The sequence below is a fragment of the Amycolatopsis rifamycinica genome (assembly GCF_000695625.1).
Classification (GTDB): Bacteria; Actinomycetota; Actinomycetes; order Mycobacteriales; family Pseudonocardiaceae; genus Amycolatopsis; species Amycolatopsis rifamycinica.
This window is the reverse complement of the sequence record NZ_JMQI01000026.1, coordinates 24,084-38,766: the sequence shown is the minus strand read 5'-3', so window position 1 is coordinate 38,766 and position 14,683 is coordinate 24,084. Positions and strand designations below refer to the sequence as shown.

The following is a 14,683-nucleotide window of genomic DNA, read 5'->3' as shown; positions in this document are numbered from 1 at the left end:
TTTCTTCTCGCTGTGGCGATGGTCCGTTTGGAGTTTTCCCAGTGTGCGCCTGTGTTCAGCCAGGATCGCGGGAATCATGCCCTGAACATTTCGTGTTAGCGATAACAATTACTTCTTGTCGGCACTGTCCGCCGCCGTTATCGTGATGTGTGCTTCCGGTGGCATTGACCGCCGCCGGCATTCTGCGAATCGAGGACATCGTGGTCCCATCGATGAAACGGTTTTCGGTACTCCTGATCGCACTGGCCCTCGCGGTGGTGATGGCGCCGGAGGCGGCTGCTTATCCGCTGCCGGGGCAGGTGACCGGTGACGTCGGCGTGCACGACCCGAGCATGGTCAAGCGACCTGACGGCAGCTACCTGGTGGCGCACACCGGGAACGACATCGCGTTGAAGACGTCGACGGACCGGACCGCCTTCCGCAACGCGGGTTCGGTCTTCCCGGGCGGTGCTTCGTGGACGAGCACGTACACGGGTGGCAGCCGGAACCTGTGGGCGCCGGACATCTCCTACCGCAACGGCCAGTACTGGCTGTACTACGCGGCTTCGACGTTCGGGTCGAACCGGTCGGCGATCTTCCTGGCCACCAGCACGAGCGGCAACTCCGGGACGTGGACGAACCGCGGTCTGGTGGTCGAGTCGCGCACCTCGGACAACTTCAACGCCATCGACCCCGATCTGGTGGTGGACGACCAGGGCCGCTGGTGGCTTTCGTTCGGTTCGTTCTGGTCGGGCATCAAGCTGATCGCGCTCAACCCGTCGACCGGTCTGCGCTCGGACACCACGATGCGGTCGATCGCCGGGCGCGGCGGCGGCGCGATCGAGGCGCCGAACATCGTCAAGCGCGGGAGCTACTACTACCTGTTCGTCTCGTTCGACCTGTGCTGCCGGGGCGCGTCGAGCACCTACCGGGTGATGGTGGGCCGGTCCAGCAGCGTCACCGGCCCGTACGCCGACCGCAACGGTGTCGCGATGACCTCCGGCGGCGGCACCGAAATCCTCGCCGGCCAGGGCAGCGTCCACGGCCCGGGGCACCAGGACGTCCTGGCGGACAACGACGGCGACGTCCTGACCTACCACTACTACGCGAACAACGGCGCGTCGCTGCTGGGCATCAACCTGCTGGCCTTCGACTCGGCCGGCTGGCCCTACCTGCACTGACCGCCTCCGGGCCCGGCCGGCCCGCGAAAGGAGACAGCAATGAGGTTCCAGGTTCTCCGTCACCACTGGCGGAAGGTGCTCGCGGCCGGCGCCGCCGCGTTGCTCACCGGCGCGGCGCTGGCCGGTACCGGGGGCACCGCCGCGGCCGCCGGCACCGGGCCGTGCGACATCTACGCCTCCGGCGGCACCCCCTGCGTCGCCGCGCACAGCACCACCCGCGCGCTGTTCGGCTCCTACGGCGGTTCGCTCTACCAGGTACGCCGCTGGTCCGACGGCGCCACCGCCAACATCGGCGTGCTCACCGCCGGCGGGTACGCGAACGCCGCGACGCAGGACTCGTTCTGCGCGGGCACGTACTGCACGATCGTGCGGATCTACGACCAGACCTCGCGTCACAACGATCTGACCATAGCCCCGGGCGGCGGCGCCAACCCGACCGCGGACCAGGGTGCGAACGCCGCGGCCCTGCCGGTGACAGCGGGCGGCCACAAGGTCTACGGGGTCTACATCTCGGCCGGCAACGGCTACCGCAACAACAACACCAACGGCGTCGCCACCGGCAGCGCACCCGAGGGCATGTACATGGTGACCGAGGGCACGCACTTCAACGACCGCTGCTGCTTCGACTACGGCAACGCCGAGACCAGCAACAACGACACCGGCAACGGTGACATGGACGCCATCTACTTCGGCACGCTGTGCTGGTTCTCACCGTGCAGCGGTTCCGCGCCGAAGGTGATGGCCGACCTGGAGAACGGCCTGTTCGCCGGGGGGAACGGCTCGAACACGGCGAACACCGGCCGCAGCAGCGCGTTCGTCACGGCGGTGACCAAGAACAACGGCACCTCGACGTACGCGATCAAGGACGGCAACGCCCAGTCCGGCGGTCTGGCGACCCGCTGGAACGGCTCCCTGCCGACGCAGGGCGGCTACCGGCCGATGACCAAGCAGGGCGCCATCATCCTTGGCATCGGCGGCGACAACAGCAACGGTTCGGTCGGCTCGTTCTTCGAGGGCGTGATGACGTCGGGCTACCCCTCCGACGCCACGGAGAACTCGGTGCAGGCGAACATCGTCTCGGTGGGCTACGCCAAGAGCGTCACGTTCCCGGTCAACGGCGCGAGCTACCGCTTGACGAACCTGGCGGCGGGCAAGGTGCTCGACGCGGCGAACTGCGGCACCGCCGACGGCACCGCGGTCCAGCTGTGGGAGAACCTGAACAACGCCTGCCAGCAGTGGCGCTTCACCAGTGTCGGCGCCAACAAGTGGACCATCACCAACGTCAATTCGGGCAAGGTGCTCGACGCGGTCAACTGCGGCTTGGCGCTCGGCACGGCCACGAACCTGTGGCAGTCGCTGGGCAACACGTGCCAGCAGTGGGCGGTGATCCCGGCGGGCAACGGCCGCTACGAACTGGTGGTGGAGAACAGCGGCATGGTCCTCGACGACCAGAACTGCGGCACGGCCAACGGCACGAAGACGCAGATGTGGATGTGGCTCAACAACACCTGCCAGCTCTGGTCGTTCTCGTCGTAGCCCGCTGCTGCGGCGCGGTGACGTACCGCGCCGCAGCTGTGGCGGTCAAGGCGCGTACGTTCTCCGTCGCTGTCACCGCCGCCCTGCGGACCCGCGCGTGCTCGCGGGCGCCGTTGCTCGGGAGCGGGCAGGATGTGGTGTGGGAGTCGTGCATGTCGGCCGCGCGCTCCCTTTCCCGGCCCGAGGATTGGACGCGCAATGGGACGCTCGTCGGTGTTCACCTTCCAGTACATCGCCATCGACACGGAGGCTGGTGTCACGCCGGAGGAGTTCGAGACTTTCGTGCGTGCTGAAGGCGTTCACCTGCCCCTGTACCCGGGGTGGCGGTGGACACTGCTGCGCGGGTTGCGCGGCGAGCGGACCGGGCAGTACCTGATGTTGTACGAGATCGACAGCGCCGAGCAGCGCGACCGCTACGTCACGGCCCGGGGTGAGCAGACCGAGCCGGCCCGGCGGTTCTGGGCACGGCACCCGGAGGCGGAGGCGGTGCTGGCGCGGTGGCGGCGGCTGGGCACGTTCGCCGAGCTGCCGACGTTGTTCACCGACTACCGGCTGCTGGCCGACAATCCGCGGAGCACGGTCACGCCCGGCCCCCGCTACCGCGACCGCCCGGGGGAGGAGCCCGTCGCCCGGGTCATCGGGATCCACAACCTGGCGTTGCGCGCCGGGGTGACCGAGGAGGTGTTCGACCGCTTCATCGCCGAGAACCACCACCGCATCGACGACTACCCGGACTGGCGGTTCCACGTGCTCAAGGGCGAGCGGGGCAACCGCCTCGACCAGTACGTGATGATGATGGAGATCGCGAGCCTGGACGCGCTGGACGTCTTCTACCCCGAGCCCGACATCGCCACCGGCGAGGCCGCCGAGTTCGCGGCCGCCCACCGCGACACCAAGCAGATGTACGAGGAGTGGAAGCAGCTGGCCTCGTTCTCCGGCTCACCGCAGATCTACACGGACTACCTCGCCGTCGCGGAGAACCCGGCGTAGTCCGCACGACCGGGACGGGCCGGTCACGGAATGGACGACCGGTCAGTACGTGTCGCCGCGGGAGCTGTTGCGGGCGCGCTGGTACTCGGTGATTTCGATGAGCCGGCGCTTGAACTGCTCGTAGTCGTCGGTGCCGAGGCGTTCGGCGTGCCGGTGCTGGATGGCCGCCATGATCGCGTCCGCCGTTCGCATCTGGGCCAGCCCGCGCTCGGTGGGGCAGACGAGCTTCGCCCGGCGGTCGCGCGGATCGGGGCGCCGCTCGACGTAGCCGAGTGACTCCAGTTCGTCGACGAGGATGCCGATGTTCTGCTTGTGCTGGCCGGAAAGCCTGGACAGGTCGGTCGCTCGCACCCCGTCCGGGTCGAGGTAGGCCAGCACCGCGCCGTGGCGGGGCTTCAGGTCGTCGAAGCCCCGCTCGGCCAGGGTCGAGAACAGCTCGCGCTGCACGGCGAACAGCAGGCGGCCGGCGAGGACGCCCAGGTCGGGGTTCGTCGCGTTGCGTTCCGCCCGGGTGACCATCGCCGCTCCTCGTCGCTGCTTGCCGCCGACAGCTTAACGATCAGCTTCGCCGTTCGAGTGCACGTCCCAGGTCGTCGCGCAGGATCTCTTGGTGGTTCACGCGTGTCCGGTGACGGTTTCGTGGATCCAGCCGGTGACTTCCCGCCAGACCGGGTGGCCGGGCTGGACGACGTCGAAGTGGGTACCGCCCTCGACCTCGACGTACCGCGCGGTGCCGCCCTCGGCGACGACCTTCTCGACGTAGCGGCGGCTCCACTCGGCGGGCACGGCTTCGTCGGCGGTGCCGTGCACGGCGAGGACCGGGACGCCGGCGCCGGCCAGCGCCAAGGGAGAGGTCCAGGCGTAGTGCTCGGGCACGTCGGCCAGGTGGCCGCCGACGAGCAGCGGCACGATCCCTTCGCCGACCGCCTCCGCGACTCCCGCCCACGCTTCGGGCCGGGCCGGCTGGGGCGCGTCCTTCGGCGGTTCCGCGTCCGGGTCGGCGAGCACCTTGCCGAAGCCCGCCGCGTCGGCCGCCCGCAGGTCGAGCGCGCCGGCCAGTTCGACCACGCCGATCGGCGTGACCTTCGGGTGGGCGCCGGGCGCCTCGGGCGAGAGCGCGCCGCGGTGGGCGGCCCACGTTGCCAGGTGTCCGCCCGCGGAGTGGCCGAGCAGCACGACGCGGCCGGTGTCGAGCGCCGGGTCCATGCCGTCGAGGGCGTCGATCGCCGCGGCGACGTCGAGGAAGGTGCCCGGCCAACCACCGCCCGGCTCGCCGATCCGGCGGTACTCGACGTTCCACACCGCATAGCCCCGGGCGACGAGGTCGTCGGCGACGTCGGTGATCTGGCGGCGGTCCCACATGGCCGTCCAGTAGCCGCCGTGCAGGACGGTCACGACGGGGAACGGGCCGTCGCCGCCGGGGAGGTACAGCTCGCCGACCTGCGACGGCCCGGGCCCGTAGGCGACGGTGCGGACCCGCCGGGCGCCGTCTTCGGCGTCGTCGTAGCGCACGCCGCGCTCCGCGCCGATCAGTGAACCGATCGTCGCGAAGAAGGCCGCGATCGCGGGCAGGTTGCCGCCCTTGGCCTTCGACTCGTCCCACGCGGCGTCGTCGGTCCACTCGACGAAATCCAGCCAGGTCCGCTCGTCGAGGCGGACCAGGCGGGCGGCGAGGAAGCCGCGCCGGTCCTCTCGGAACGCCGCCACCATTCCCGGCCGCGCGGCCAGCATCGCCTCCGTGTGCTCCGGTTCCACGGTGAAGGTGGTCAGCTCGATGACCGACATCGTCCGCTCCTCAGTCCACGATCCACGGTTAGTCACAATCCATGATAGTCATGGATTGTGACTAATTCCAGCCGGGGTGCCGGTGGGCGAGACGGGCCCGTGTGGACGGTGGGTCAGACCTGAGTGCGGCCGCCGTCGACGAACAGTTCGGTGCCGGTGATGTAGCTGCTGTCGCCGGAGGCGAGGAACAGGGTGGCCGCGGCGACCTCCTCGGGTTGTCCGACGCGGCGCAGCGGGGTAGCGGCCGCGCCGGCGGCTTGGAAGTCTTCGGCGTCGGCTTGCCCGGGTCTGGTGCGGATGTAGCCGGGGCTGATGGCGTTCACGCGGATCCCGCGGTCTCCCAGTTCGGCGGCCAGCCCGCGGGCGAAGGACCGGATCGCCGCCTTGGCCGCCGAGTACAGGCTCAGGCCGGGCACGGCCAGGGTGCCGGCGACGGAGGACATCAGGATGACGGAGGCGTGCGGGTTCAGCAGCGGCAGGAGCCGTTGCACGGTGAAGTAGACCCCACGCGCGCTGCCCGCCATGACCTCGTCGAAGGTCTCCGGCGTGACGTCGCCGAACGGGGTGAAATCGCCGCCGCCCGCGTTGGCGAAGAGCACGTCCAGGCCTTGGCCGTGCTCCGCGACCGCGGTGTGCAGGCGGTCGAGGTGTTCGGCGCTGGTGACGTCGCCGGGCACGGCGGTGGCGGCGGGACCGAGGTCGTCGACCGCGGCGGCGAGCGGCTCGGGGCGCCGGCCGGTGAGGAACACCCGCGCGCCCTCGGCGACGAACCGGTGTGCGGTGGCCAGGCCGATCCCGGCCGATCCGCCGGTGATGACGGCTACCTTGCCTGCCAGCTGTGCCATGGTTTCGTGCCTCCGGCTCTGCGTGGTTGAGAGGTGGGTGTTGGTCGTCGCCGGCCCGCCGTCCGCTCGGCTCATTCGGCGGGCACCAGGGAGCGGAGTTCGTCGAGCATTTCGATCTGCACGGGAATCTCCTCGGTCGGCGGCATGGCGAACAGCACGCCGTCGAATCCGCGGTCCCGCACCCGCTCGATGTCGTCGGCGAGCTGGCGGGGGGAGCCGGCGAGGAACGGACGGTCGTCGCCGATCGGCTTGGGCTGCATGGCGTGGTTGGTCTGTGCCGTCACGGTGAGGGTGGCCGGGTTCCGGCCGAGGCGTTCGGCGGTGGCCCGGAAGCGTTCGGCCTGCGCGGTCACCGTGTCCAGGTCCCAGGCCAGCGGCGTGATGCCGTCGGCGATGGCGGCGGCCCGGTCGATGCCGCCGTCGGTGTTCGCGCCGATGACGACCGGGATACCCCCGCGCACGGGCTTCGGATTGATCTCGGAGGCCTCGATCGAGTAGAAGCGGCCCGCGTACTCCACCGGGTCCGGTCCCCAGCACGCGCGGATCGCCGCGATGACGTCGTCGAACCCCGCGCCGCGCCGCTTCATGGGCACGCCGGCGGTCGCGAACTCCTGGGGCATCCAGCCTTGCCCGAACCCGGCGATGGCGCGGCCGCCGCTGAGCTGGTCGAGGGTGGCGTACCTGCGGGCCAGCACCACCGGCGCGTGGAACAGCGGGTTGACGATGTTGGTGCCGAGCGCGATGCGGTCGGTGAACGCGGCGATGTAGGTCAACGTTTCCAGTGGCTCGAAAACGGTGTGGTAGATCTCGGGGATGCGGTCCAGGTCGCCGTCCGGGCCGGGCAGCAGCGGCGCCATCGGGCGCAACAGCCGTTCGTAGGTCCACAACGAGTCGTAGCCGAGCCGCTCGGCGGCTTGGGCGACGGTCTTGATGGTCGACGGCGACGCGTGGACGCCGGACACGGGCACCATGATGCCGAGCTTCACGGACGTTCCTCCTGGGGTGGGGTGAGTGCTTGCGCGGTCGACCCTAGCCTCATTTCAAGTGTGAAATCAAGCTTGAAATGTCAGTCGGATGGACGCGGCTCGGCCGATGGGTAGGATCGCCGGCGTGAAGGGCCAGGACGAACCCGAGTGGCTGTCGCCGGACGAGCGCGACGCCTGGATCGCCCTGTCCTGGCTGATGATCAGGCTGCCGGGCGCGATCGACGCCCAGCTGCAGCGTGACAGCGGCCTTTCCTTCTTCGAGTACCTCGTGCTCGCCGCCCTGTCGGAGTCTCCCGGCCGGCGCCTGCGGATGAGTGAACTGGCCCAGCACGTGAACAGTTCGGTGTCCCGGCTGTCCAATGTGGCCAAACGCCTGGAGCAGCGCGGCTGGATGGGACGAGCGCCCAGCGAGGAGAACGGCCGCTACATCGAGGCGACCCTCACCGATGAGGGCATGGCGGTGGTCGAGAAGGCCGCCCCCGGCCACGTGGCGGCGGTCCGGCGGTACGTGTTCGACGCGCTCCGGCCCGGCCAGGTGACCGAGTTGTCCGATATCGGCCGCCAGATCGCGAACCAGGTCGAAGGCGACGACCTCGGGGCGCCGTTCACCGGACGGACCCTGCGGCGGCTCTGATCCGGCGCACCACCGCGGGAGCGGCACCGCGCGGTGGCCGCCGGGGGTGTGCCACGACCGGGTGAACAACACCGCGCTCGGCGGCCCGCGAGCGTCACCCGATGGGTTCTGAAGTGGTGCGCCGGACCACTACGCCAGTATTTTCTGCTCGCGCGCGACGGAACACCGTCGCGGTCGCCCCGGTCAAGCTTTCCGAATTCAAGGAGTCTCCCGCATGCTGAAGAAGCTTTTCGTCGTGACCAGTGCGCTCGGTGCCGGTGCGTTCCTGGCCGGTGGCGTCGCCACCGCCGACACCTGGAACGGTTACGGCTACGAAGGCGGCTCCGATTCCACCAGCCAGTTCAGCCTGGTCAACCTCGAAAACACCGACGCGCTGCACAACGTCAGCGGCACGGTCGGGTTCTGCGACAACGACTTCAACATCCTGCTCGTTCAGGTGCCGCTCCACGACGTCGCCAACGGCGTCGGCGTGGGCGACGGCGAGTCGCCGGACAACTGCGCGGGCACCGGCGTGTCCGACGGCGGCACCGGCGCCGGCCACTGAGCGACGCGCTTCGAACCCACCCGGCGGAGCGGGCTTCGGGCGGCGGTTTTCGGCTCGCCAGAAATTCACTCCATCGAGCTAAGTGGCTCCCATTTGCCGCGGGGGCGGATATAACTGTCGGTCGCGGGGGTATCTGCCGATGTGCCGTGTCGCGACCGCAGCAAGGTGGTTCGCGCGAATGTGAATGGGAGTCCAGAGCAGCGTGACCGCTGAACAAGAAATCGCCACTCTCCTGACCCGAACCTTCGGCGTGGAACCGGTCGACGTCCGGCCCGAGGCCTCGCTGCGCGAGCTCGGCATGGATTCTCTCGCCCTGGAAGAATTGCGCGTGCTGCTCGAAGAACGCCTGCGCATCGACCTCGAAGACATCCAGCTGACCACCCGCGAAACCGTGGGGCAGCTGACCACGGTGGTCGACGAGAAGACCGCGGCGTGACGGCGCGCTCCCGCAGCGGGCCCACCGCGGCGGTGACCGGCCTGGGGCTGGTCACCGCCGCGGGCATCGGAGCCGACGCCGCGTGGCACGGGGTGACCCGGTCCGGTGCCGCGCGGGGCGTCCGGCACCGCGACGAACTGCACGGGCTGTCGTGCGACTTCATGTACACCATCGACGACCTCGACGCGGAAAATCGGCTGGGCGTGCCGGCCATGCGGATGATGGACCGGTTTTCCCAGCTCGCGGTGATCGCGGCCCGGGAGGCGGTGGCGGACGCGGGGCTCGACACCGCCGGGTGGGACACCGACCGGGTCGCGGTGGTCATCGGCTCGGCCCACGGCGGGCTTCCGTTCTACGACGAGCAAAGCACCGTCCTCGCGGAAAAGGGGGCGCGCCGGGTGTCGCCGAAGCTGGCGCCGATGACCACGGTGAACAGCGCCGCCAGCAGCGTCTGCATGGACCTCGGCGCCCGGGGGCCGAGCCTGAGCGTCTCCACGGCCTGTTCCTCGGGCACGGTCGCGATCGGTACCGCTCTGCAGCTGTTGCGCGCCGGGGCGTGCGACATCGCCATCGCCGGCGGCGCCGAATCGGTGTGTTCCCGGCTGCTGATCTCCAGTGCCTGCCAGATGCGGGCGGTGTCCACGCGCCGCGACGATCCGTCGACGGCGTGCCGCCCGTTCGACGCCGACCGCGACGGCTTCGTCGTCGGCGAGGGCGCCGGCCTCGTCGTCCTGGAGCGAGCCGAGCACGCGGCGGCGCGGGGCGCGCGGGTCCGGGCCGGCATCGCGGGCTACGGCGCCTCCAGCGACGCCTACGCGGCGGTGGCGCCGGATCCCGAAGGCGCCGGGATCGAGCGGGCACTGCGGACGGCACTGGCGGACGCGGACGTGGCGCCGTCCGACGTCGGCCACGTCAACGCCCACGGAACCTCCACCGTGATGAACGACCTCATCGAAGCCAGGATGCTGCACCGGGTGCTCGGCGAAGTCCCCCTGGTCACCTCCACCAAGGCCATGACCGGGCACGCGCTCGGCGCGGCCGGCGGGATCGAGGCCGCGTTGACCGTCCTGGCGCTGGAGAAGCAGCTGGTGCCGCCGACCGGCAACCTCCGCACCCGCGACATCCGGATCCCGATCGACGTCGTCGCCAAGGAAGCGCGGCCCGCGGCGTTCGAGTGCGCCGTGAAGACGTCGATGGGCTTCGGTGGCCACAACGCCGCGCTCGTCCTCACGAAGAGCAGCTGAGCCCTCGGCGGTTCCAGGAAGCAGAAAGCGGAGCATGTACGAGGAAGTTGTCCGTGCGCTGGCGATCGACGGGACGCGGTTCAGCTACCGGCGGCTGCGGCAGCCCGCTCCGCGGACCGAGCCGGTGGTCGTGCTCGGCGGCGGGTTCCAGGGCAGTCACGGCTGGCCCCACATGGAGGACCGGATCACGCCGCTGACGGACCTGGTGACCGCGGACCTGCCCGGGATGGGGACTTCGGACCCGCTGCCGTCGGGGTCGGACACCACGTTCATGGGCCGGGCGATCGACCGGATCATCGACGACCTCGGCGTACCGCGGATCAACCTGTTCGGCTATTCCTACGGCGCCGAACTCGCTTTCGGGTGCGCCCAGCGCAACCCGGACCGGATCGCGCGGCTGGTCCTCGGCGGCGTGGTCTCGCACACCAGTCCCGCGCAGCAGGCGTCGTTGCGCGAAGCGGCCGACCACCTCGCCGTCGGCGACGCCGAAGGGTTCGCCACGGTGGCCGCGCGGATGCAGCTGTGCCTCGACCCCGGCCGCCACATCCCCCGGCGGTCCCTGGTGTACCGGTACGTCAAGCGGTCGATGCTGCACGTCGCCGTGCACGTGCCCAACGTGATGGAGTACCTGCGCCGGTCCCTGATCAGCGGCCCGGCCTTCGACGGCGGCTTGTCCGGGGTACCGGCGCTGGTGTTCACCGGGGAGCACGACTCGATCACCTCCCCGGACCGGCAGCGGGAGTTCGCGGCCACGATCGCGGGCAGCCGGTTCGTCAGCATCAGGGACGCGGACCATTGGGTGGTCCTGGAGCGCGCGGCCGACGTCGCGGACCTGGCCGTCCGCTTCTTCACCGACCAGCCGGTGGAGCCGGCGTCCTATGTGGCCGACCACGGGACGGGCAGTGAACGTGACGTCGGCCCGGGCCGCCGCGTCGGCCCGGGAAACTAGGGGCGGCTTCCGGGCTGGTGCGCTGGTGGAAGACGCATGCCTGAAACGCCGAGCCGGCTCCGGCTCGGTTACCACGGCCCGGCCGACGTGCCGCGGTGCCGGTCCAGAAGCTGGCGGTACCCGGTGCGCACCACGGGCAAATGCCGCCGCTGCCGGTTCCTTCACCAGGCTGCGGAAACCCGGTGCGCCGCCGAGAGTTGTTGAGTAGCAGGCGAAATCGGGCCCCCGCTACGGCCGAACGGGGGAAAGCCGTGCGCTGGACGGAGGTTTACCGATGCTCTCCCGTTCCGTCAATGATTTTCTCCGTACCGCCCCGGGATGTTGCCCGTTCAGCTCGCCGCGGCTGCCTGCTTGCACCCGTCCTGCGGGTTGCCTCCGGCCGGTGGGCGAAAATCCGCTCGTTTTCTGCCTAACATGAGTGGGGCTGGGCAGCGGTACGGGCCGGCGGGACCGGGTTTTCCTCCACGGAAGGGCGGACTTTGCACTGGGCGGGGGCAGCCGGCGTGCCGAAGGGGGGCGAGGTCCGATGAACGGTTCACCGCCGGACGCGGACCTCCGCATCAACGTCCTGGGGGCGCTGGAGTGCTGGTCCGGCAGCCGCCGGATCCACCTCGGCGGTGCCGTCCAGGAACGGGTCATGGTGGCCCTGCTGCTGGAATCCGGCCAGGTGCTGAGCGTCTCGCAGCTGGTCGACTCGGTCTGGGACGAGGAGCCCCCCGCCACGGCGACGCACCAGGTGCGCAAGGCGGTGGCCCGGCTGCGCCGGCTGATCCCCGCCGGCGACGAGATCATCCTGACCGAGGGCCCCGGCTACCGCGCCGTCCTGCCCGCCGAGCAGGTGGACGTCAACGTCTTCCTGAGCCTGCTCGAGAAGGCCAGGAAGGCGTCATCGGACCGGCGCTGGGACGAGGCGGCGACGCACCTGCAGGGCGCGCTGGAGCTGCGGCGCGGTTCGGTCCTCGCCGGCGGTGGCGGCCCGGCGATCCGGGCGGCGGACGCCGCCTTGCAGGAGCGCTACCTCGACGCCGTCGAGCAGCTGATCGACATGCGCCTCTCGCGCGGCGAGGCCCGGGAGCTGGTCGGCGAGCTGCGCGAGCACATCGCCGCCCACCCGCTGCGGGAAAAGCTGCGCGGGCAGCTCATGGTCGCCCTGTTCCGGTCCGGCAGGCAGGCGGACGCGCTGGTGGAGTACCGGAAGGTCAGCGCACTGCTGTCCGACGAGCTGGGGATCGACCCGGGGACGGCGCTCGCGCAGCTGTACGAGCGCGTCCTGCGCAACGATCCCGGGCTCGGGACCCCGGAGCCGCCGGCCCCGCTCACGCCGGACCCGCCGCCCCCGCCGGAGCCGCCGGCCGCCCGGCCCGCCCGCACCCTGCCGTACGACCTCGCGGACTTCACCGGCCGCAAGGCCGAGCTGGAGGACCTGCTGAGCCGCATCGAGGCGCCGGCCGGTGCCGGCCCGAAGATCGTGACGATCGACGGGATGGGCGGCGTGGGGAAGACGTCGCTGGCCGTGCGCGCGGCGCACCTGGTCGCCGACCGGTACCCGGACGGCCAGCTCTACGTCAACCTCCGCGGCTACACCTCCGGCGGGCAGCCGCTGTCGCCCGAGCGGGCCATCGAGGTCCTGCTCGGCATGCTCGGCGTGCCCGCCGACGAGCTGCCGGACGACCCCGACGCGCGCGGCATGCTGTGGCGGACCACGACGGCGTCCAGCCGGCTGCTCCTGCTGCTGGACAACGCCTACGACGTCGACCAGGTGTGGCCGCTGCTGCCGCTGAGCCCCGGGTCGCTGGTCCTGATCACCAGCCGGACCCGGCTGATCGACCTCGACGGTGCCGACTGGATGTCGCTCGGGACGATGAGCACCGAAGACGGGGTCGCGATGGCCGCCCGGTTGCTCGGCAGCCGCCGCGCCGAGGCGGAGCCGCAGGCGGTGACCGAGCTGGTCGAGCTGTGCGGCCACCTCCCGCTGGCGATGCGCATCGCCATGAGCAGGCTCGCCAACCGCCCGCGGTGGCCGATCGGCTACCTCGCCGACCGGATGAGCGACGAGTCCCGCCGCCTGGACGAGCTCAAGGCCGGCGGCCGCGGGGTCGACCTCACCCTGCGGATCTCCTACGAGGGGCTGGCTCCGCGCCACCGGGCCGCGTTCCGCGTCCTGGGCCTGCACCCCGGACGTGACATCGATGTCCACTCCGCCGCCGCCCTGCTCGGCCTGCCCCCGGACATCGCCGAGACGGTGCTGGAGGTCCTGCTCGACGCGCACATGGTGCAGCAGCACGAAATCGGCTACTACACCTTCCACGACCTGGTGCGCAGCTTCGTCGCCCACGTCAACGCCGGAGAGGAGGCGGGGGACGACGCCGAGGGCACCCGTGGTGCGTTCGAGCGGTTGCTCGACTACTTCGTGCACGTCACCGACCGCGTCTGCGACCTGCTGTTCCCCGGCCGGGCGGAACTGCCGCCGGTGAACGCGGAACCCGCGCCCGCGCTCCCGCACCTGCCGACCCGGGAGACCGCCCGTGCCTGGCTCGAACGCGAGCAGGCCACCTTGCGGGAAGCGGTGGCGCTCGCGCACGCCCAGGGGTTCGACCGCCACGTGGTCCGGCTGGCCCGCAACCTGGTCTTCCACCTCGACGCGGCCGGGTTGTACGCCGAGTTCGTCAAGGTGGCGCAGCTGGCCGTGGTGTCGGCGCGCCGGCTCGGTGACGCCCCGCTGCTGCGCCTGAGCCTGTCGAACTCGGCGGTCGCGCACTGGAAGCACGGCCAGTTCGGCGAGGCGATCGAGGCGGCGGACGAGGGGCTCAGGCTGGCCACCGAGGTGGGCGACCGGCGGGGGATGGCGAAGGACACCGGCATGCTCGGCCTGCTGATGTCCACCACCGGCCGCCTCACCGAGGCGCTGCCGCTGCTGGAGGAGTCCATCCGCATCAAGCGCGAGCTCGGCGCCCGGCGGGCCGAGGCGGAGTCCCTGGTCAACCTCAGCTCGCTCCACGAGCAGCAGGGCAGCTACACCGAAGCGGTGGACACGGCGAGACGGGCCTTGGAGCTGAACCGGGAGGTCGGGGCCCGGGAGAACGAAGTCGTGGCGCTCGTCGACCTGTCCCTCGCCCTCTTCGGACTGGGCGCGCTCGAGGAGGCCGACGCCCAGCTGGCCCTGGCCCGGGAACTGGGCGAGAACTTCGGTGCTCCCGGCGACGTCGCACTGGCCTACGCCGTGTCGGCGCTGGTGGGGCACCGGCTCGGGCGGGCCGAGCAGGCCCGGCAGTTCGTCACGCTGGGGCTGGAGCACCACCGCGCCCACTGGACACCGATCCGGCGGGTGGTGATCACCAACCTCATCGGCCGCCTGCGCCGCGCCGAGGGCGCCCATCCCGAGGCCCTCGTGCTGCACGAGCAGGCCCACGCCCTCGCCACGGAGATCGGTTACCGGATCGAAGAAGCGCGGGCGCTGACCGGGATGGCGGAGGCCCGGACCGCGCTCGGCTCCCCCGAGGAGGGCCGGGAGTGCCGCCGCCGGGCCGAGGAGATCTTCGGGATCGCGGGTGTGCCGCCGCAGGCCCGCTACTGA

13 protein-coding genes are annotated in these 14,683 nt (G+C 70.9%); 9 read left to right on the top strand and 4 right to left on the bottom strand.

From position 1 onward, the window contains the following. Positions 1–212 precede the first annotated feature (212 nt). From DV20_RS12240 to DV20_RS12230, 3 genes are all read left to right on the top strand, one after another. Positions 213–1,160, top strand: a complete 948-nt coding sequence (locus DV20_RS12240; RefSeq protein ID WP_043779918.1) for an arabinan endo-1,5-alpha-L-arabinosidase — start codon at positions 213–215, stop codon at positions 1,158–1,160. Positions 1,161–1,199: 39 nt separating this feature from the next. Next, complete coding sequence (locus DV20_RS12235) at positions 1,200–2,696, top strand: arabinofuranosidase catalytic domain-containing protein (RefSeq protein ID WP_043779552.1); 1,497 nt, start codon at positions 1,200–1,202, stop codon at positions 2,694–2,696. Positions 2,697–2,894: 198 nt separating this feature from the next. Beyond that, positions 2,895–3,686 (top strand): hypothetical protein, encoded by a 792-nt coding sequence (locus tag DV20_RS12230; protein WP_043779550.1) that lies wholly within the window; start codon positions 2,895–2,897, stop codon positions 3,684–3,686. A gap of 42 nt (positions 3,687–3,728) precedes the next feature. Here the strand turns inward: DV20_RS12230 and DV20_RS12225 are convergent, their stop codons facing one another. From DV20_RS12225 to DV20_RS12210, 4 genes are all read right to left on the bottom strand, one after another. Beyond that, positions 3,729–4,205: a MarR family winged helix-turn-helix transcriptional regulator gene (locus DV20_RS12225; protein ID WP_043779548.1), complete on the bottom strand. Its 477-nt coding sequence runs from the start codon at positions 4,203–4,205 to the stop codon at positions 3,729–3,731. A 96-nt stretch (positions 4,206–4,301) separates the two neighbouring features. Then, positions 4,302–5,471: an alpha/beta hydrolase gene (locus tag DV20_RS43060; protein WP_051735934.1), complete on the bottom strand. Its 1,170-nt coding sequence runs from the start codon at positions 5,469–5,471 to the stop codon at positions 4,302–4,304. Positions 5,472–5,584: 113 nt separating this feature from the next. Continuing rightward, positions 5,585–6,316 carry an SDR family NAD(P)-dependent oxidoreductase gene (locus DV20_RS12215; RefSeq protein WP_043779546.1) on the bottom strand — a complete coding sequence of 244 codons (732 nt, stop codon included), beginning with the start codon at positions 6,314–6,316 and terminating at the stop codon, positions 5,585–5,587. A 71-nt stretch (positions 6,317–6,387) separates the two neighbouring features. Then, positions 6,388–7,302: a TIGR03619 family F420-dependent LLM class oxidoreductase gene (locus tag DV20_RS12210; protein ID WP_051735933.1), complete on the bottom strand. Its 915-nt coding sequence runs from the start codon at positions 7,300–7,302 to the stop codon at positions 6,388–6,390. Positions 7,303–7,426: 124 nt separating this feature from the next. Here DV20_RS12210 and DV20_RS12205 point away from each other — a divergent pair, with 124 nt between their 5' ends. The 6 genes from DV20_RS12205 to DV20_RS12180 all read left to right on the top strand — a co-directional run bounded on the left by DV20_RS12205 (position 7,427) and on the right by DV20_RS12180 (position 14,683). Continuing rightward, positions 7,427–7,936: a MarR family winged helix-turn-helix transcriptional regulator gene (locus DV20_RS12205; protein ID WP_235190800.1), complete on the top strand. Its 510-nt coding sequence runs from the start codon at positions 7,427–7,429 to the stop codon at positions 7,934–7,936. Positions 7,937–8,150: 214 nt separating this feature from the next. Further along, a complete protein-coding gene (locus tag DV20_RS12200; RefSeq protein ID WP_043779544.1) occupies positions 8,151–8,480 on the top strand; it encodes a hypothetical protein in 330 nt (109 codons plus the stop codon). 202 nt (positions 8,481–8,682) lie between these two features. Then, positions 8,683–8,916, top strand: coding sequence for a phosphopantetheine-binding protein (locus DV20_RS12195; RefSeq protein ID WP_235190799.1), 234 nt, complete (start codon positions 8,683–8,685; stop codon positions 8,914–8,916). After that, a complete protein-coding gene (locus DV20_RS12190; RefSeq protein WP_043779541.1) occupies positions 8,913–10,160 on the top strand; it encodes a beta-ketoacyl-[acyl-carrier-protein] synthase family protein in 1,248 nt (415 codons plus the stop codon). Before DV20_RS12195 ends, DV20_RS12190 begins: the two co-directional genes overlap by 4 nt. Positions 10,161–10,194: 34 nt before the next feature. Continuing rightward, positions 10,195–11,109, top strand: a complete 915-nt coding sequence (locus DV20_RS12185) for an alpha/beta fold hydrolase (RefSeq protein WP_084093441.1) — start codon at positions 10,195–10,197, stop codon at positions 11,107–11,109. Between the two features lie 526 nt (positions 11,110–11,635). Then, positions 11,636–14,683: an AfsR/SARP family transcriptional regulator gene (locus DV20_RS12180; RefSeq protein WP_043779539.1), complete on the top strand. Its 3,048-nt coding sequence runs from the start codon at positions 11,636–11,638 to the stop codon at positions 14,681–14,683.